The sequence below is a fragment of the Ignavibacteria bacterium genome (assembly GCA_017302895.1).
Lineage (GTDB): Bacteria > Bacteroidota > Ignavibacteria > Ignavibacteriales > Ignavibacteriaceae > UTCHB3.
In genome coordinates this window covers 300,822-320,102 of record JAFLBV010000002.1, presented here as the reverse complement: position 1 = coordinate 320,102, position 19,281 = coordinate 300,822, and the positions used below count along the sequence as shown (strand labels likewise).

14 protein-coding genes and 1 tRNA gene are annotated in these 19,281 nt (G+C 41.6%); 10 read left to right on the top strand and 5 right to left on the bottom strand.

Annotation, left to right across the window (positions count from 1 at the left end):
* Positions 1–359 precede the first annotated feature (359 nt).
* From J0L60_09125 to J0L60_09095, 7 genes are all read left to right on the top strand, one after another.
* Positions 360–1,529 (top strand): acyl-CoA dehydrogenase family protein, encoded by a 1,170-nt coding sequence (locus J0L60_09125; protein MBN8546279.1) that lies wholly within the window; start codon positions 360–362, stop codon positions 1,527–1,529.
* A gap of 16 nt (positions 1,530–1,545) precedes the next feature.
* Positions 1,546–3,015, top strand: coding sequence for an IMP dehydrogenase (gene guaB, locus J0L60_09120; GenBank protein ID MBN8546278.1), 1,470 nt, complete (start codon positions 1,546–1,548; stop codon positions 3,013–3,015).
* On the top strand, positions 3,012–4,064 hold the full coding sequence (locus J0L60_09115; protein MBN8546277.1) for a M24 family peptidase: 1,053 nt from the start codon (positions 3,012–3,014) through the stop codon (positions 4,062–4,064). Before guaB ends, J0L60_09115 begins: the two co-directional genes overlap by 4 nt.
* A 4-nt stretch (positions 4,065–4,068) precedes the next feature.
* Positions 4,069–5,352 (top strand): glycosyltransferase, encoded by a 1,284-nt coding sequence (locus J0L60_09110; GenBank protein ID MBN8546276.1) that lies wholly within the window; start codon positions 4,069–4,071, stop codon positions 5,350–5,352.
* Complete coding sequence (gene purD, locus J0L60_09105; GenBank protein ID MBN8546275.1) at positions 5,352–6,623, top strand: phosphoribosylamine--glycine ligase; 1,272 nt, start codon at positions 5,352–5,354, stop codon at positions 6,621–6,623. The genes J0L60_09110 and purD overlap by 1 nt, the downstream gene beginning before the upstream one ends.
* 223 nt (positions 6,624–6,846) lie before the next feature.
* A complete protein-coding gene (locus J0L60_09100; GenBank protein MBN8546274.1) occupies positions 6,847–8,133 on the top strand; it encodes a Glu/Leu/Phe/Val dehydrogenase in 1,287 nt (428 codons plus the stop codon).
* A gap of 101 nt (positions 8,134–8,234) precedes the next feature.
* Positions 8,235–11,414, top strand: a complete 3,180-nt coding sequence (locus tag J0L60_09095; GenBank protein MBN8546273.1) for a PEP/pyruvate-binding domain-containing protein — start codon at positions 8,235–8,237, stop codon at positions 11,412–11,414.
* Positions 11,415–11,482: 68 nt separating this feature from the next.
* Here the strand turns inward: J0L60_09095 and J0L60_09090 are convergent, their stop codons facing one another.
* The 4 genes from J0L60_09090 to J0L60_09075 form a co-directional block, all read right to left on the bottom strand.
* Complete coding sequence (locus tag J0L60_09090) at positions 11,483–12,862, bottom strand: alpha/beta hydrolase (GenBank protein ID MBN8546272.1); 1,380 nt, start codon at positions 12,860–12,862, stop codon at positions 11,483–11,485.
* 1 nt (position 12,863) lies between these two features.
* Positions 12,864–13,763: an NAD(P)-dependent oxidoreductase gene (locus J0L60_09085; protein ID MBN8546271.1), complete on the bottom strand. Its 900-nt coding sequence runs from the start codon at positions 13,761–13,763 to the stop codon at positions 12,864–12,866.
* A gap of 18 nt (positions 13,764–13,781) precedes the next feature.
* Positions 13,782–14,900, bottom strand: a complete 1,119-nt coding sequence (locus J0L60_09080) for a WG repeat-containing protein (protein ID MBN8546270.1) — start codon at positions 14,898–14,900, stop codon at positions 13,782–13,784.
* A gap of 116 nt (positions 14,901–15,016) precedes the next feature.
* On the bottom strand, positions 15,017–15,208 hold the full coding sequence (locus tag J0L60_09075; GenBank protein ID MBN8546269.1) for a DUF2892 domain-containing protein: 192 nt from the start codon (positions 15,206–15,208) through the stop codon (positions 15,017–15,019).
* A 186-nt stretch (positions 15,209–15,394) separates the two neighbouring features.
* Between J0L60_09075 and J0L60_09070 the strand changes: the two genes are divergently transcribed.
* Both J0L60_09070 and J0L60_09065 read left to right on the top strand, forming a co-directional pair.
* Complete coding sequence (locus J0L60_09070) at positions 15,395–17,269, top strand: T9SS type A sorting domain-containing protein (GenBank protein MBN8546268.1); 1,875 nt, start codon at positions 15,395–15,397, stop codon at positions 17,267–17,269.
* Between the two features lie 60 nt (positions 17,270–17,329).
* Positions 17,330–18,577, top strand: a complete 1,248-nt coding sequence (locus tag J0L60_09065) for a T9SS type A sorting domain-containing protein (protein ID MBN8546267.1) — start codon at positions 17,330–17,332, stop codon at positions 18,575–18,577.
* 32 nt (positions 18,578–18,609) lie between these two features.
* Here the strand turns inward: J0L60_09065 and J0L60_09060 are convergent.
* Positions 18,610–18,686: transfer RNA gene (locus J0L60_09060), tRNA-Ile, on the bottom strand.
* 68 nt (positions 18,687–18,754) lie between these two features.
* Between J0L60_09060 and J0L60_09055 the strand changes: the two genes are divergently transcribed.
* Positions 18,755–19,264, top strand: a complete 510-nt coding sequence (locus J0L60_09055) for a hypothetical protein (protein MBN8546266.1) — start codon at positions 18,755–18,757, stop codon at positions 19,262–19,264.
* The last annotated feature ends 17 nt before the right edge of the window (positions 19,265–19,281 follow it).

Below are 19,281 nucleotides of genomic sequence, written 5' to 3'. Positions count from 1 at the left end.
CAGAAATACTACCCATATGTCGCCCAGAGGGCTCAATATAAAATCCGTGCTTTCCGTGAAATATCCGTTTAATCCGTGTAACCATTCTTCCTCTGCATAAATCTCCCAAAGGGATGCCTTCGGCACGTTAAATCAGCGTGTATCCGCATCCTCTCAAAAAAACCGTTCATCTGCGTTCCCTCGAAAAATCCATGCAATCCTCGTAACCCTTTCTTGCACTAAAAAAAACTCATAAATAAAAACTCATAACTCATAATTAACACTATCCTCTGCCTAATAACTTGTACACAAACTCCCAAAATCTTACCTTTAAAGTTAATATTTTCAAAAAAATGTGTTCGAAAACAGAAGGAGATCAGATGTCAAAGTTTATTGGTTTGGATTATTTCAATACGGATCTTTTATTGTCAGATGAAGAGAAAATGGTTAGGGATATGGTTCGGGAATTTGTGGACGACAATGTAATCCCGGTCATAGAAAAACATTACAGAGAAGGCACTTTCCCGATGGACCTTGTACCAAAAATGGGTGAATTGGGGCTTTTTGGAGCGAATCTGCCGTCACAGTACGGCGGTTCCGACATGAATAATGTTGCCTACGGCCTCGTTATGCAGGAACTGGAAAGAGGAGACAGCGGCGTTCGTAGTTTTGTTTCAGTTCAGAGTGCACTGGTAATGTATCCGATTTACACATTCGGTAGTGAAGAGCAAAGATTAAAATGGCTTCCTGCACTCGCAAAAGGTGAAAAAATCGGCTGCTTCGGATTAACAGAGCCCGATTTCGGTTCAAATCCCGGCGGGATGGTAACTAAAGCTGAAAAAACTGACGGCGGTTATATCCTGAATGGTGCCAAAATGTGGATCACAAACGGAACACTTGCAGATGTAGCTGTTGTTTGGGCAAAACTTGAAGGTAAAGTGGCCGGATTCCTCGTGGAAAAAGGGATGAAAGGTTTTAGCGCTCCTGAAATGAAGGGAAAACACTCGCTTAGAGCTTCCGTTACCTCAGAACTGGTTTTTGATTCCGTATTCATACCTGAAGAAAACAGACTTCCCGGAGCTGCCGGATTAAAGGCTCCTCTTATGTGCCTCAATCAGGCCCGTTACGGCATTGCATGGGGTGTGGTTGGTTCCATGATGGCTTCCTACGATTCTTCATTAAACTATTCGAAATCGAGAATTCAGTTCTCAAAACCAATTGCCGGTTACCAAATGACTCAGGAAAAACTTGTTTACATGCTTACCGAAATAACAAAGGCACAACTTCTTAACCTGCAACTCGGAAGACTCAAGGATTCGGGCAACCTCCGCTTCCAGCATGTCTCACTGGCTAAGAGAAACAACTGCGAAATCGCGCTTAACATTGCAAGAGTCGCGAGGGAAATCCACGGTGCCAACGGAATTCTTGACGAATACCCCGTTATGAGACACGCCAACAACCTGGAATCGGTTAAAACTTATGAAGGAACCCACGAGATGCACACCCTGATTTTGGGCGAGGACATCACAGGTATTCCTGCTTTCGATTAAACATAAAGGCATTACAATGGACAACGAAAAGTTTGCTTACGAAGGTATCACATTCGACGATGTGCTGATACTTCCTGCTAAATCATCCGTTTTACCGAGAGAAGTGGATGTTTCTTCTCAGCTCTCGAGAGGAATAAGATTGAATATTCCTTTCCTTTCTGCAGCGATGGATACCGTAACCGAAAGCAAACTTGCCGTTGCCATTGCAAGAGAAGGCGGCATCGGTATCCTTCATAAAAACATGTCGATCGAGCAACAGGCTGAGGAAGCCGACAGGGTAAAACGCTCCGAAAGCGGAATGATAAGAAATCCTGTTACTCTTACTTCAGACAAAAAAGCCGCTGATGCTTTCGAAATGATGCGGAAATATTCCATTTCGGGAATTCCTATAGTTGATTCCACAGGTAAACTGATTGGAATTCTGACAAACCGTGATCTGAGGTTCGTGAAAGACCCAAGTCTCGGTGTTGATGAACTGATGACTTCGAAAAATCTCGTAACCGCTGCTGTCGGCACCACACTCGAATATGCAGAAGAACTTCTTCACCAGCACAGAATCGAAAAACTCCCCGTCGTCGACGGTGAAGGTATCCTGAGAGGCTTGATAACTTTCAAAGATATCCAAAAAAAGAAGCGATATCCGCTCGCCTGCAAGGATGAAATGGGCAGATTGAGAGTCGGAGCTGCTGTGGGTGTAAGTAACGACACTTTTGAGCGAATGGACAGACTTGTAGCTGTTGGTGTTGATGTTATTATTGTCGATACAGCTCACGGTCATTCGATGGGGGTGATCAACACAATCAAGAAGATTCGTACCAAATACCCCGACATTCAACTGATTGCCGGAAATATTGCCACATATGAAGCAGCATTGGAACTGTACGATGCAGGTGTGGATGCTGTAAAAGTTGGTATTGGTCCCGGTTCAATTTGTACTACAAGAGTAATAGCCGGTATTGGTGTACCACAAATCAGTGCAATTATGGAAGTGCACCGGGCTCTTAAAGACAAAGGGATTCCCATCATCGCAGATGGCGGAATAAAATATTCGGGAGATGTAGCAAAAGCCATCGCTGCGGGTGCTGATACAGTGATGATCGGTGGATTGTTTGCCGGAACCGACGAAAGTCCCGGTGAAAAAGTCCTTTACGATGGAAGGAGTTTCAAAGTTTACCGTGGTATGGGCTCATTGGATGCCATGAAAAAGGGAAGTGGTGACAGGTATTTTCAGGACTCCGAAACCGAGATCAGCAAACTTGTACCTGAAGGTGTCGAGGGTATGGTTCCATATAAAGGTCCATTGTCTGACACTGTTTTCCAGCTCACAGGTGGTCTGAAAGCTTCAATGGGATATGCAGGCGCAGCAACAATAACCGACCTCAAGGATAAATCAAGATTTGTGAAAATCACCGCTGCTTCATTAAAAGAGAGTCATCCTCACGACATTATTGTCACAAAGGAAGCTCCAAACTACCAAAAGATATGATAAACAGATATCTCGACAACAGATTCTCCTTCCTGCTAAACTATAAGCGGGATAATATGCTCGATTGCATCATCCTCGCCAATCCCTCAAATATCCGCTACTTCTCAGATTTTGTTTCCAGCAATGCATGCCTCCTTGCAATCGGAGACGAAATTATGATTATTACTGATCCGCGATACCGGCTCGAACTTGAGGAAGTGGATGGAAGAATAGTAAGAAAAGTTGTAAGCGATCCGCATGAGATTCTGAAAAATTTCTTCCCCCACAGACCTGTGGCTGTAGGTGGTGATTCTGATCTTCCGGCCTCGCAAATCGGCAGGAGTCTGCTACGAAGTAAATCACGACCAATCGACATTACGGAAGCAATAGATGAATTCATTTCCATCGCTGATGATGAAACTTTGTCACGCTTCGAATACGCAAATAATGTCACAAAAAGAGTTGAGCAAAACATTCCCAATCTTTTGATTCCGGGAATGCGGGAGTTTGAACTACGGGCGACCATCAGCTACTTTATCCATCTTTCAGGATGTGAAGAAGCATTCACACCAATAGTCTCTTTTGGTACAAATACCGCAAAAATTCACACGGAACCATCCGACAGGCAACTGGAAAAGGATTCACCCGTTTTAATTGATTTCGGAGTGAAATACAAGGGTGTTTCCACTGACATTACCCGCTCCTTCTGGTTTGGTAAAAACCCGACAGAAGAGTATAAAAAAGTAATGAAAATCGTCAAGAAATCGATTAAAATTGCTGAAAAACTGTGTAAACCCGGGAAAGATACTTCCAAAGTTTATACCGCTTCAAAAGAGTATCTGGAATCGAAGCATAATAATCCTGAAGAATGTCTGCCACATTCTCTCGGTCACGGGCTCGGTTATGAAGTACATCAGACTCCGAGAATCTCTTCAGCGAAGGGGACAAAATTTAAGGAGGGACAAATTATTACAATTGAACCGGGGATTTATATCCCGGGGAAATTTGGAATCAGAATTGAAAATGACTGGCTCATCACAAAAGATGGTCCAAAACTTCTAACGAAATAATTTCATGTATAAAGCACTAATATTCTCATATTATTTTCCCCCAAAGGGGTTAAGCGGGGTACAAAGAACCTCAAAATTTGTTAAATATCTCCCTGATTTCAACTGGAGTCCCACGGTCATTACCACCGGGGATATTGCATACTTTGCTCATGATCATTCCCTGCTCGAAGATTTGAAAAATGAGAATATCAGGGTTGCAAGAGTGAGCGGAAAAGAGATAAACTCGATTCTCAAAAAGAAGGGCACAATAAAAATGCCCCGTGAGATATTCCGTAAAATCTTTTCCTACATCAGTTCCTGGTTCTACATCCCTGACAACAAAAGATCGTGGAGCAAAAAAGCTTACAAAGAGGCAAAAAAACTTTGTACTGAGGAGAGATTTGATGTCGTATTTGTTACCGGTCCTCCTTTCTCATCTGTTGAAGCAGCTTTGAAAATCAGCGAAGAATTTAAAATTCCACTCTTCGTCGACTATCGCGATCTCTGGTATGGAAATCAGTTTGCAAGGTATCCCACGGTATGGCACAGATTGAAGACCAAAAAAGAAGAGGATGCAACACTTCGTAAAGTTGACAAGATCGTGGTAACTAACCGCCGAATCAAGGAAAGACTGATGAAATATTATCCTTTCCTTACACACAATAAGATGTTGATTATTCCGCATGGCTTTGACCCTGAAGACATTGTGAAAGCTTCTCAGAATATTGTAAAACTCTCAAAAAAAATGGTGATTACCTATTCAGGACTGTTTTACGAATATATTACTCCCAAATATTTCCTGAAAGCTTTCAGACAAATAGTTAAAGAAAATCCTGAAATAGCAGCTAACATCGAACTGCACTTTATTGGATTTCTGAGGATTGAAAACAGAAAGCTTATCAGACGATACAATCTGCAGAATTTCGTTGTGGAACACAGTTATATGGAACACAATGAAGCACTTAAAAAGATTATGGCTAGTGACCTCCTTTGGTTTATGGTAGGGAAGGGAAGAAATGCTGATACAATCTCGAGCAGTAAAATGTACGAGTATTTTGGAACCAGAAAACCTGTCCTGGCGTGCCTGCCCGACGGTGCTTTGCGAAGCCACCTTGCTGACTATGAAGCAAGCTATATTTCCGATCCATATGATATTAAAAAAATCAAGCAAAACATTCTAAAAGCTTATAATGACTACACTTCCGGAAAACAACCAAAACCTGACGAGGAATTTGTGAACAGGTTTGACAGAAGAATCCTGACTAAACAACTCGCAACCGAATTTCAGTTTTTTCTGAAGGTGCACTAATGAAGGTAGCGATAATTGGAAATGGTGGCAGGGAACATGCCCTCGGTTATGCGATTGGGAAATCCCCCCTGTGCTCCCGGCTTTTCTTTTTACCCGGAAATGGCGGTACACACACTCTTGGTGAAAATGTCGACATCGACCTGAAAGATCACAATCAGGTTTTCTCCTTCGTCGTTATTGAGCAAATCGATTTTGTCGTTATTGGTCCCGAAATTCCGATTGTTGACGGACTCGGTGATTTTCTCAGAAACCATGGAATAGTTGTTTTCGCACCCACCGCAGAGGCAGCACGAATCGAGTCTGAAAAATCATATTCGAAAAGAATCATGAAAAAATACGGAATTCCGACTGCTGCGTATCAAAAGTTCACAGTCGATGAGTATGATACTGCTGTCGAGTACCTCTTCACAGGCAAATTCCCGGTTGTCCTCAAAGCAGACGGACTTGCTGCCGGTAAGGGTGTTGTGATCGCTTCCAATTTTACTGAAGCGGAAAATGCACTTCGTGACATGATGCTTAACAAAGTTTTCGGCGCAGCCGGTTCATCTGTTGTGATAGAAGAATTTATGGAAGGGGAGGAGGCTTCAATTTTCGCTATTACCGACGGGGAAAATTTTGTTTGTCTTCCTGCAGCCCAGGATCACAAGAGAGCGGGTGATGGCGACACCGGTCCAAACACCGGCGGTATGGGGGCATATTGTCCGGCACGGGTAGTGACCTCTGAAATTGAGAGGAGAGTTAATTCTGAAATTATCGTCCCGTTTTTGGCAGGCTTGCGAGCTGAGTCAAATCCTTTCACAGGTTGTCTCTATGTGGGAATAATGATAACAGAATCAGGTCCAAAAGTCGTTGAGTTCAACTGCCGTTTTGGCGATCCTGAAACACAGGCTGTTCTACCTGTTCTTGAGGGTGATCTCCTCAGTTTGCTTTATTCTGCAGCCAATGGCGAGATTGACAGCAGCAAAGTTTGGTACGAAAATGCCGCTGCTGTAAGTGTGGTTGCCGCATCTCAAGGATATCCCGGTAAATATGAAAAAGGATTCGAGATTCACGGACTCAACAGTGTAAAGGGTAACAGTTTCGTTTTTCATGCCGGTACGGAATTTAAGGAAAATAAGACTTTAACGACAGGCGGCAGGGTGCTGGCTGTTACCTCTGTGGACTCAAACGGTAATCTCCGTTCGGCAATCGAGAGTGCATACACAGAAATAAAAAAAATCAGTTTTGATAATATTTATTACCGAAAAGATATAGGACACAAGGCACTTTAAAGTTACTCTAAACTGCCGGAACCATGAGCGCCGGATTAAAAATCTTGTTCACTTCGAGTTTTCCAAAACTTTTTAAATAGTCTTGAAAATTATTTTGAAATGTGGTTCATTTAGTGGTAATTTAATATCTCAAATAATTATTTTTTCATTATTAAACTAACTCTTTGAAAGAATAATTATCTATTTGCATAAAATCTAAAATCTGAATATTGGAGGCATAAATATGTCTGAATCAGGATTCAATGCTTTCGCCATGGCGCAAGCACAATTTGACAAAGTAGCAGAACTTCTCGAACTCGATGAAGCGACCCGCGACCTTTTAAGAAATCCTCTGCGCGAATATCATTTTAGCATTTCCGTTAAAATGGATGACGGCTCAAACAAGGTTTTTAAAGGTTTCAGATGTCAGCACAACGATGCAAGAGGTCCTGCAAAAGGTGGAATTCGTTTTCACCCGCAGGAAACAGTCGATACAGTAAGAGCCCTTTCGATGTGGATGACATGGAAGTGTGCAGTTGTTGATATTCCACTTGGCGGTGGCAAAGGTGGGGTAATCTGCAACCCTCATAACCTCAGCATGAGAGAGCAGGAAGCAATTTGCCGCGGTTGGGTTAGACAAATCGCAAGAAACATCGGACCAATCCAGGATGTACCTGCTCCCGATGTTATGACCAATCCTCAGCACATGTTGTGGATGCTCGATGAATATGAAGCAATTCACGGTGCTAAATATCCCGGATTCATTACCGGAAAACCCGTCGGGATGGGTGGATCACTTGGCAGAACCGAAGCTACAGGTTATGGTGTTATCTATACGCTTCGCGAAGCTTTGAAACTTAAAGGTATCGATCCTAAAGATACACTTGCAAGTGTTCAGGGTTTTGGAAATGTTGCCCAGTATGCAATTAAACTTTATACTCAACTTGGTGGCAAAGTTATCTGCGTTTCCAGTTGGGATGAAGAAGATCAGGCTTCATACAGCTTCAAGAGAACTACGGGAATAGATCTGCAAGAGCTTTTAAGCATCACAAACAAATTCGGCGGTATCAATAAAGATAAAGCCAAACAACTCGGTTATGAAGTACTCGCCGGAGACAAGTGGATCGAGCAGGATGTCGATATCCTGATCCCTGCAGCCCTCGAAAATCAAATAAGAGAAGATAATGTTGTCAAAATAAGCCCAAGAGTAAAGTTTGTTGCTGAAGGTGCAAACGGACCGACCACTCCTCAGGCTGACAAATATTTTGAACAAAAAGGTATCTTCGTTATTCCTGATTTCCTCGCAAATGCCGGTGGTGTGACCTGCAGTTATTTCGAACAGGTACAAGGAAACATGAACTACTTCTGGGATAAAGAAGAAGTTCTGACCAAGCTTGATTCAAAAATGACTTCAGCTTTCCATGCTGTTTATGACACTTCTGCAAAGAAGAAAATCTACATGAGAGATGCCGCTTATGTGATTGCGATCAGCAGAGTAGCTCAGGCTTGCCACGACAGAGGCTGGTGCTGATAAATTTCCCTTGAAAAAGGCTTTAAGGCTGTCTTATATTAGCGATAATTAAGACAGCCTTTTTATTTTTAAATAATCGATTCCATAATTTAAGGTTTTTAATGCCCCACTCCGAAAACAAATCAAGAATATCAACTCAACTTGACGAGAGAATGAAAGAGATCAGTTTTCTCCACGAACTGGAAGACCTTTTGCATGACCCGACACTTCTCAAAGAGGATATTTTTTCAATCATAATACATCGAATGCAATCTGCATGGCAGCATCCTGATATTTGTGAAGTGCGGCTCCGCTACAGGGATAAAACCTTCGATACAGGGGCATATATCGAAGACATGCCTGTCCTCAATCAGGATTTGATAGCCGGTGAGAAAATCGTTGGTGACATTCAGGTTACTTATGTGAAAGAGGCACCTAATGCCGATATCGGTCCTTTCCTGAAGGAGGAAAAAAGGCTTCTCGAGACAGTGGCTAACCGGCTTGGTGATTTTATCTATAATCAGCGGCTCAAAAAGAAACTTGACAAGAAAAAGGTTGAAGAAGCCGTCAAAGAAAAAACCGAGTGGCGAATTGTAGTCGATATGATCAGGAAGACAGATCCTGCGCTCTTTATGCGTCTCCTCAGGAAAATGCTGCACCAGTTGAACTGGAAAGGGATCGAGGAAGCCGAAGCACTGCTGAAAGAGATGAGCATCGATCTTAAAGGGGATGAGGAAAGAAAAACCGAGGATGAGAATCGACCTCTCCAAAAAAGAATAATCAACGATTATGATAACTACATTAACGCCATTCTGAAACTTACGAGTGAGAACTTTACCGAAGAGGAAATCCTCTGGAGAGTCCAAAAATGGATTCAGAACGATAATACCAGTTCCCTCATAAAAGTACTCGAATCACAGGATTCCTCTCTCGCGGATATCTCCGATGCCATCAGAAGATTCTATCATATGGCACCTGAAAAAATCGAATTGTCGCCTGCCACGGTTAAGGGACTAAGGGTGTCGCTTCTGAGAAGATTTCTCACGGATGATCTCGATTTTATTCAGATCGCAAAAGATTATGTAAAATTGACAGACTTCCACAAACTCATCGACAAAATGATTTTTCTCCCCGGAAGTCACGGCAAACTCGGCGGTAAAAGTTCGGGGGTGTTTTTAGCCCATAACATTCTCACTGCAAGTGTAAATGATGCAGAACTGCCATTCGAAGTGAAAATTCCCAAAACATGGTACCTGACTTCCGATTGTATTATGCAGTTTATTCAGTACAATAACCTTGAAGAAGTTTACGAGCACAAATACCGTGACATCGAAGAGATCAGAGTCGAATATCCTCAGGTGCTTCAGCTATTCAAAGACAGTCAGTTTCCTCCCGATATTTTTAAAGGACTTTCACTCGCTCTCGATGATTTTGGCAACAGTCCCATAATTGTAAGAAGTTCCAGCCTTTTGGAGGATCAGGTTGGATCGGCTTTTTCAGGAAAATACAAATCGCTTTTCCTCGCAAACCAGGGGAGCAAGCCGGAACGTCTCAGCGCTTTAATGGATGCCATTGCCGAGGTGTATGCCTCTACATTTGGACCCGATCCAATCGAATACAGATCGGAAAGAGGTCTGATCGATTTCCATGAAGAGATGGGCATCATGATCATGGAGGTGGTGGGTACCCGGGTTAAAGATTACTTCTTCCCCGCATTCGCCGGTGTTGCTTTCAGCAACAACGAATTTAGATGGTCACCAAGAATCAACAGGGAAGACGGCCTTGTAAGAATTGTGCCGGGCCTCGGTACACGCGCCGTTGACCGTGTAAGTGATGACTATCCAATTCTTATAGCTCCCGGGCAGCCGAATCTCAGGGTTAATGTTACATTCGAGGAATCACTTAGGTATTCTCCGAAAAACATTGATCTTATTAATCTTAAAACGAACCAGTTTCAGACTATTGAGATCGACCAGCTCATTAAAGAAGTGGGGGACGAGTACCCTCAAATCAATAATATCGTATCTGTAATTTCGAACGGTATGCTTAGACCCCCGAACCCGCTGCAGGTTGATTATCAGAATGATGATTTTGTGGTTACATTTAACGGACTTTTGAATAAATCTCAGTTCCTTCAGAAAATGCACACCATCCTGCAGATTTTGCAGAATAAATTTGGAGTCCCCGTCGATGTTGAATTTGCAAGTGATGGCAAAGATTTTTATCTGCTGCAGTGCCGTCCCCAAAGTTACTCGAAACAGCATACTGCGGATACCATACCTAAAAATATTCCGGCAGACAGGGTTCTCTTTTCTACAAACAAATACATTTCGAACGGTAAAGTGAATCCTGTGCGGTTCATTGTATATGTGGATCCTGACGGTTACGACAGTCTCCAAACAAAAGAGGCTATGCTGGAGGTCGCATCCGTTGTTGGAAAACTAAACAAGATGCTTCCTAGAAGAAAGTTTATTTTGATGGGACCGGGGAGATGGGGAAGTCGGGGAGATATCAAACTTGGCGTGAGTGTGACATACTCCCAAATAAACAATACTGCAATGTTGATAGAAATTGCTAAACAAAAAGGTAATTACAAACCTGACCTTAGTTTCGGAACTCATTTCTTCCAGGATCTGGTTGAATCTTCCATTCGATACCTGCCACTCTTCCTGGATGAGACTAATGCCAATTTTAACGAGGCGTTCATCAAGAAGTCGGACAACCTTCTAATCGATATGCTGCCTGACAGTGCCCATCTTTCAAGTGTCGTCTATGTGACAGACATTATGGATGAGTTTGATGGTGGTACACTCAAAATACTGATGAATGCTGAAGAAGAAAAGGCAATCGCTGTAATAATGCCCGAAGGGTACACAGAACCTGAAGTGCACGATGACAGTTCAACTCATACATTCAAAGAACTCGGTGCTGATATCAAGTACAATAGAAATGCCAAGTTCTTCGAAAGAATGGTGTCGAAGCTGGATAAGGACAAGTATAAAATAGAGTCAGTCTACTATCTTCCTCCTGTCCATGCAATGGAAGCAGACAGGATGAGATCGGTACTCCTCGTTAAATCATTTGCAACAGACAATCTTCTCCACAACCTGAGGGTTTATATGAATGTCTGGAATGATTGTCTAAATGTGATTGAACACAGGAACGAGGAACACGAGGTTGACAGGGTATTCGATTATATAATAACTGACGATGTGGATGGATATCTGAGAGAGTTTTCCGAAGCAGGAACATACATGATCAATCAGTTGTATCCTGCATCAAGAAACGATTTTCTGAGCTAATCAAAGAATAAGGGGATTCATTCACTTTCGGATATCTTCAAGTGTCATGAATCCCCTGAAAACTAATTTTATTTGAGAGCCTTGATAAATTTCACTAATCTCTCAAGTACCTCAGGTTCTATGGTTGTCTCGGTAGTAGCATACTCGTTCATGCCGCCGGTCTTTACTTTTTGAAACAGGTGATTAAGGGAGTCGAATATCTCGATCTCATAATCAACACCCGCTTTTTCGAGCGCCTTTTTTACAGGTGGCATGCTCTGATCTGGGGGCACCTGCAAATCTTTACTTCCCCACAAAGCAAGCATAGGAACTTTAAGTTTCTCTATGTAAGAAACAGGATCGAGGATCAAAAACTGCAAAAACCAGGGCGTAGTGAAGGAGAAAAAACCTCTCTTATCAAACTGTTCCAGTTTCTGAAGTCTCTCTTTTTCCTCTTCGGGGAATTGTGACATAAAAGCTTTGTAAGCGGAATCGAGCTGTTTTGCTGCAAACTCAGGGTTGGCAAGAATTGCATCAAGACACGATTTTAGAAGTCCTTTGAAGATTTCCAGATCCTTTTCTTCTGCATTCTCGGCTCTTGCGAGAAGTATGGTTTGTTCCATAATGATCTCCTTCCCGGTAACACCCGGACCGGCAAGAGAGACAATAAATTTAATTCCGGAATTCTCGTTTGCTGCAATGGGCGCGACGATCCCGCCCTCGCTGTGACCAATTAGCCCCGTTTTCGTGGTATCCACAAACGGGAGTGTCCGAAGAAAATCGATTGCAGAGGATGCATCAACCACGAAATCAAGTGTTTTGGCACTTTTAAAGTTACCTTTCGATTTGGCTGTTCCTCTGTCATCATATCTAAGAACGGCAATTCCGTTGCGGGTTAAGTAGTCAGCAATCACTAAAAATGGTTTATGACCAACAAGACTTTCATCTCTGTCCTGTGGACCGGAACCTGTCACCAATATTACTGCAGGATATTTACCAATCGAATCGGGAGCTGTTACCGTTCCCGCGAGTTCAAAACCCTCCACCTTGTTTTTGAATGTTACATCTTTGGTGTAATAAGGATATGGTGGTGAAATTTTCTGTGTTCTGACGACAGGTTTATAGTCATTTTTGGGAAACAGAGTGAGGGGTGACGAGTAATTTCCCTGAGTATAAATCCCGTTAATGGAATCGATCGAACCGTAAACTTTTCCTGAATATTTCATCTTCATTGGATCGTGAAGAACGAAGAGACTGTCATCCTTGAAATAAGCGGAAGTGAGTTCCATATCATAAACATACTGAACCGGTACTTCAATTATACTTCGTCCCGGTTTAATTACAAAGATCAATTCAATCGGTTTTCCACCTGCCTGTAGTTCTCCTGATACAATTACCTCTTCCTTTTGTGCATTGATACTGACCGGAATCAACAAAAGCAATAAAGGGATTATGAACAATTTTTTCATTTTAGTCTTTTCTTTTTACTTCAATGTTTGCACTTGATTCGAATGCTTTTATAAGCGCGGAATAATCTTCATCACCATGACCAAGAGCGATTGCATCCCTCAAGATTTGTGATATGCTCTCGGCTATGTCTGCACGGCAATCCAGGCTGTGACAAGACTCTGCCATGTAATTACTGTCTTTGAGCAGATTTTGTACTGTAAATCTGGGTGTAAAATTCCTGTCCAGCATATTATTTCCCTTGAATTGAATTGTTTGAGAATTCAAGGTCGAATTTGAAAGCACTTCCAGAAATACAGAATTATCCACTCCTGCTTTTTGAAGAAAAACCATGCTTTGCGAAAGCATCGCCATCGTTCCTGCAATTATAGAGTTTAATGCTATTTTAAGATTACTGGATTTTGATGGATGGTCGAATATCCACATTGACTTGCTCAACAGCCTGAGAACGGGACTGCATTCATTGATAATTTGGGCTTCTCCACCGGGGAACATTAAAAGAGAACCGTCAGTAGCCTGAGGTACGCTGCCAAGAACAGGGGAGTGTACGAAATGCTTGTCTTCGGCTTTGTACCTTTCAAACATTGAGGTGGTAGTTTGTGCGAGGACTGTACTGCAGTCAATGTGCACAGCTCCCGGCTTCAATCCGGCTAATACTCCATCTTCACCATAGACAATATCCTCCAGCACATTTGAATCCGTCAACATCGTAAAAATGATATCGCAATTCGCTGCAGTTTCCCGGGGGGTGCTGCAAAAAACCGCTCCTTTGGCAATCAGTGAGGCTGCTTTCCCGGTTGTACGATTGAATATGAACAACTCGTGTCCTGCCTCAATGATTCTTGTTGCCATCGGGTTGCCCATGAGTCCTAACCCGATGAACCCGATCCTTTTCTTTTCCAAATTCTCTCCTTCTGTTTGTTAATCTTTTTTCAGGTAAAACACAAATTTACCTTTTTTGTCGATAAATCCTGCGTTTTCTTCCTGAGTTTTTGGATCTGTATAAACAGCATAAGCCCTGCCATCTTTGAACTTTTCAAGTTGATTGAATTTGAAATCAATTACCATTTTACCTTTTGTATCGATAAATCCTGACTTTTCATAACCTTCTCTGATTACTGCCAAACCCTCGGAAAAACCCGTGAGCATGAAAAAGTATTTTCCTTTATCGATTGAAGGTGTAAATTTTTTGATCACTTTGCCGTTCAAATCAATTATTTCAAAAACAGTCTCCCAGGTTTTTTCATCGCTGTACTTTCCGACAGCAAATCCACCGTCGAATGTACTCAAAGCTTCATATTTGAGGTCGACAACAATCTTTCCGGATTTGTCGATTGCCCCCCGTTTGTTATCCTCAAAAATAATAGATCTGCCATTCTTAAAATCACCGGGTTGGTTCTTCGATGAAAATCCGGGAACCTGTTTGTTCGATTTGTCGATAAATATCCATTTCCCTTCATGGTAAACGGCAGCAAGACCTTCACTGAAAGGGGCAATGTCTCCATAGATGTTGTCAATGTATTCCATCCCGTTTTTGTCTAAAAATCCATATTTCGATTTTTCACGGAAGTGACTCAGGCCTTCGCTGTAAAATGTGTTGAAGTTGTATTCGTTAATGGTCGAGTCATTTACTATGGTTCCATTCTTGGAAACCACCTGGCAATGGGCGCGGGTTCCGCCATTTCCTGCGTCAGCAGGCTTCATGGTTACCGCCACATCATCGCCAAATTGGCTCATTCTGTAAAATGCGAATGGAACGACAGTCTTGTCCGTTTTATCAATCGCGCCAAAAGGACCTGCTTTTTCAAGTTCGACTACCGCGACTCCGTTCGAGAAATAGGGAGCACCCATCATGCTTTGGTATTTAGGCTGAATTACCATAACTCCGTTTGTATCGATGAATCCCCATTTATCGCCTATAAGGACGGAGAGCAATCCCTCATTGAATTCGCCGAAATCTTTGACTTTAATTACAGGTTGTGAAAACAGGTTTGTTGCGGAAATATAGATAAGAGAGAGAAGAAGTGCTAACTTTTTCATGGCTGTTCCAAAAAATTAATCTGAAGTGTATTCCAAATTAATCTTTTGAAACGGAAGGGGGAAATAATAAATATTGTATATAATAAAGGACCCCGTTTTCAGGGGCCCGTTCTAAACTATTTCTTTTTAGACTCTATGGTCGATACACCGAAAGGCAAGTAAGCGGGGCATGTGCTCATCACTGCCGTTAGAAGTGGGACGATTCCAACAGCTCCCCACCATGTCTTGTAATATATTCCTGCACCAATGATGGCGATACCAACTATGTATCTGATAATTTTATCAGCCGATCCGACATTCTTCTTCATTTCTGTTCTCCGGATAATTATTAAAACTCTAACAGGTTAGATAACAGTAAAACAAAAAAGATTCAATAAAAATTCATAATAATTTGTGAAGAAACTGTATATTTTCAATTATAATAAACCAAATTCAATTAAAACTTGTCAAACTGAAAAAATTACGATATACAAGCGAATTAAATTGAGATCTGAATGAAATTTCTGTTCCACATTTGCCTTTATTCCGTTGCGCTTTTTGCGCAAAATCCACTCCCATATTTTAACTCTTCATTATTCACAGCTTCGGGCAACTGTTCAACCTGTCACACGGGGGCAGGGGCAGTGCTTACCCAAAACGGCGTGGATATCTCACCCGTCACTCATTGGAGAAGCACGATGATGGCAAATTCTTCTAAAGACCCACTTTGGCAGGCAGTGGTCTCTGAAGAAACTCATAATTTCCCAACGATGAAAGATGAAATTGAGTCAATCTGTACAAAATGTCATGCTCCGTTGGGAAATACTCAGGCAAAAAAAGATGGATTAACCACTTACACATTGACACAAATGCGGTCAGACCCTCTTGGAAAGGATGGCGTAAGCTGCACCCTTTGCCACCAGATTGATCCCGCCAATCTCGGAATGCAAACCTCGTTCAGCGGTGGTTACAAAATTGATACAACGAGAATTATTTACGGTCCCTATCAAAATCCATTTGCACAGCCCATGATAAATTTCGTAAACTTCAATTCTGTTTATTCACCTCACATGAATAATTCAGAACTTTGTGCCACATGCCATACACTTTTCACACCTTACTTTGATTATAACAATCAGGTTGCGGGCTACTACCCGGAACAGACACCTTATCTGGAATGGAAAAACAGCGATTTTGCACAAAACGGAATTGAGTGCCAAACCTGCCATATGCCTGCAATTCAGGATTCCATTGATATTTCCACCTTACCGTCTAACCATACAGTTAAGCATTCGCCCTACTTCAAACATGAGTTTGTCGGTGCCAATAAAATGATGCTGAATCTGATTAAAAACAATATCGACTCACTCAGTGCAACCGCTTCAGCAGCGCTTTTCGACAGCACTATTGGCAGAGTAAACAAAAACTTCAATGGCAAAACTGCAACACTTCAAATTGATGTCTTGCCTGTGGAAGACTCACTCGATATAAATGTGAAAATCACCAATCTGACGGGTCACAAACTACCCTCGGGAATTCCTTTTCGAAGAATTTGGATTGAACTAAAAATTCTGAATTCGTTGAATCAGACAATTTTTCACTCGGGAGAGTGGGGAAGTGATGGTGAAATCATAGGGCATGATTCGCTTTATGAAAAGCACTACGACATAATCCGTCAGGCTGATGAAGTCCAAATATTCGAATGTGTCCCTGTGGATGTTAATGGAGTGGTTACCCAAACACTTCTGAGAGCAGCCAGCAATATTAAAGACAACCGGCTGCCTCCTTCAGGTTTTACAACCGCGCATCCTTCGTATGACAGCGTCAAAATTTACGGTGTATATGATGATCCAAATTTCAACAAAACAGGGAACATCGAAGGAAGTGGTACTGATGTCGTTACATATAGAATTAAACCCGCAGAAAATGGTGAACTGACAATACAGGCGAGACTTTGTTATCAGACAATGAAACCCTCTGCAATCAATAAACTTGCCGGACTAAACACTCCCGAAGCGATAAGGTTTATTTCAATGTGGCAAAACGAGGATCATTCACCTTCAATAATTGCAACAGAAACCAAAAACTTTACCGTTACTTCCACAAAGGGAGATAACGGGCAGGCATTAACTGACGAGTACATAAAAGTTTATCCCAATCCTCTTAAAGAGAATGCTATCATATCTTTCCATTTAAACTCAACCGGGAATGTTGATATTTCATTTTATAATCCTCTCGGCGAGAAGGTGATGAATCTCATGAATGGAACCGTTTCATCCGGAATCCAAGAATTTTCGTTCAACTCAAGACAGCTAACTAACGGAATCTATTTTCTTGTAATGAAAACAGATACAGGAGTCAGGAGTGTAAAAGTTGTTGTTATGAGATGATATTTTGGAATTTTGAGAATTTTTTTTACTTTTCGTGTACATTATATGGGAGTTTAAGAAATGAATAAGAGAAATATTTCTATAATAATTATCTGTTTAGTCTTTGGCATAAACCTACCTCTATTGCATGCTCAGACTGTCTCGGAACCTTTCCTAAGATTGTCAGGGCTGGACCGGTGGGAAGGCATTACTCATGCAACCGGAGATGGGGGCTACTCAAGTTATAGTTACAGCTCTTGGGAAGTGACAGACTCGATGCTGATCGATAGTATCATGTTCTATAAACGGGGACTTATTTATTATGGATTTGACAGCGATTCAAATAAACTTTATGAATATTCTGATGGAGTGAAACGACTAAGTCTTCACTTCGGTCTACCTTCAGGGTCTTCTTTTATCGGTGGCTTCGGGAATGGTACTCCCATTACTGTAACGGGAAACTCCAGTTCAAAAGTTTTCAAGGCTCACTATGGCGTTTACCCTGTCTATGACATAACTGTCACATACGCAAAAGAAACAGGTGAAATTAGCCATGTATCACAAATGGTGATGAGTTCAAGATGGTCAACATTCAGTACTTCAACACTATCGAAACTCGGGAGGAAAGTAAATGGCGATACACTTTATCTTGATCATGGTTATTTTCCTTCAATGATTTTTACACCTGTAACATCTCCCTCAACTACCTGGAGCCCAACTTTTTCGACAGCCAACTGGCATTATCTGAATTATCGTCTGCAGCCAAATAATCCGCAATTCAATTATCTTGATACACTTTTTTTCGAATATTATTACTCAAATGGAGTTGACTCAACCGACATCATAACTTTAAAATACAAAGCTTCGAGTTCAAACAGTTTTGTGGTTACCTTTGATAGCAGTATCATTAGGAGTGGTTATCATGTCAGGTATTGGCTTAAATTAAAGGACAAAAGTTTTCGTCCCAAATTTATAAAAAACCCTGAATATCAGTCATACCATACCCTCACATTTAATGTCCCAGTTGGAATTGTAAACGATGCTGTGCCTGACAACTTTTTCCAAGTCGCTGCATACCCAAATCCATTTAACAATTCCACCTCTTTGCAAATCGACCATTTTGAAAGTGGGGAAGTAACAGTTAACATCTACTCACTGACCGGTGAAAAAGCAGTAGAGACAGTATTAATTCGCAAAGAAATCGGGACCTTACTGCTGCCTATAGAGTTCAGAAGTCAACCATCCGGAGTCTATATTGCAGATGTCAACTTTATTTCCTCATCCGGAAAAATGCACAGAAAACACCAAAAATTGATTTACTTGAAGTGATGTGAATACAAGGAAAAGATTTGGCACGGAAGTGGTGGACCCTCCAGGACTTGAACCTGGGACCTACTGATTATGAGTCAGTTGCTCTAACCAACTGAGCTAAGGGTCCTAAAAAATTTCAAATTGAGACTGAAAATATAGCTATTTTTGTGTTTTCAACAAATAATTTTTTTTGAAATGGATAATTTTGTTTTGAAATACAAGACATTTTCAGTACTCATTCTAGTCGTTATTTTGTTAATCTCACCAGGTTGCGACAAAAAAAACAGTGAAGCCACCTCACAAAAAGACTCGCTTGCAGGAAATGCAAAAATTGATTCCAATTACACATCCTTAAGACTTGTTTTCAACAAACAGATCCAAGGTCTGAAGGGGAAGAATGTATCGGATTATATGAGCACCATCAAAGTCAGCGGACTTGACTCCATAAATGCTTATAATTACTTCGAATCAGTAACAAAACTCTACGATCTTGACTACACCATCCTGAACTTTACTGTTTTAAGAAGTGATGCCCGGTCTGCCGAAGTGGAGGTTGAGATGGAAGTCAGAAAAGTGAACGGACCTCAGTTTGACGATCACCGGTCAACAACCAGACACATCCTAGAAAAAATAGACGGAGGCTGGAGGATTGTTGAGTCCAGAGAAATTAAGTTTACCCCTATAAAACCTGAACTAAAGAAATAAAAGAAGTATTTGGTTAT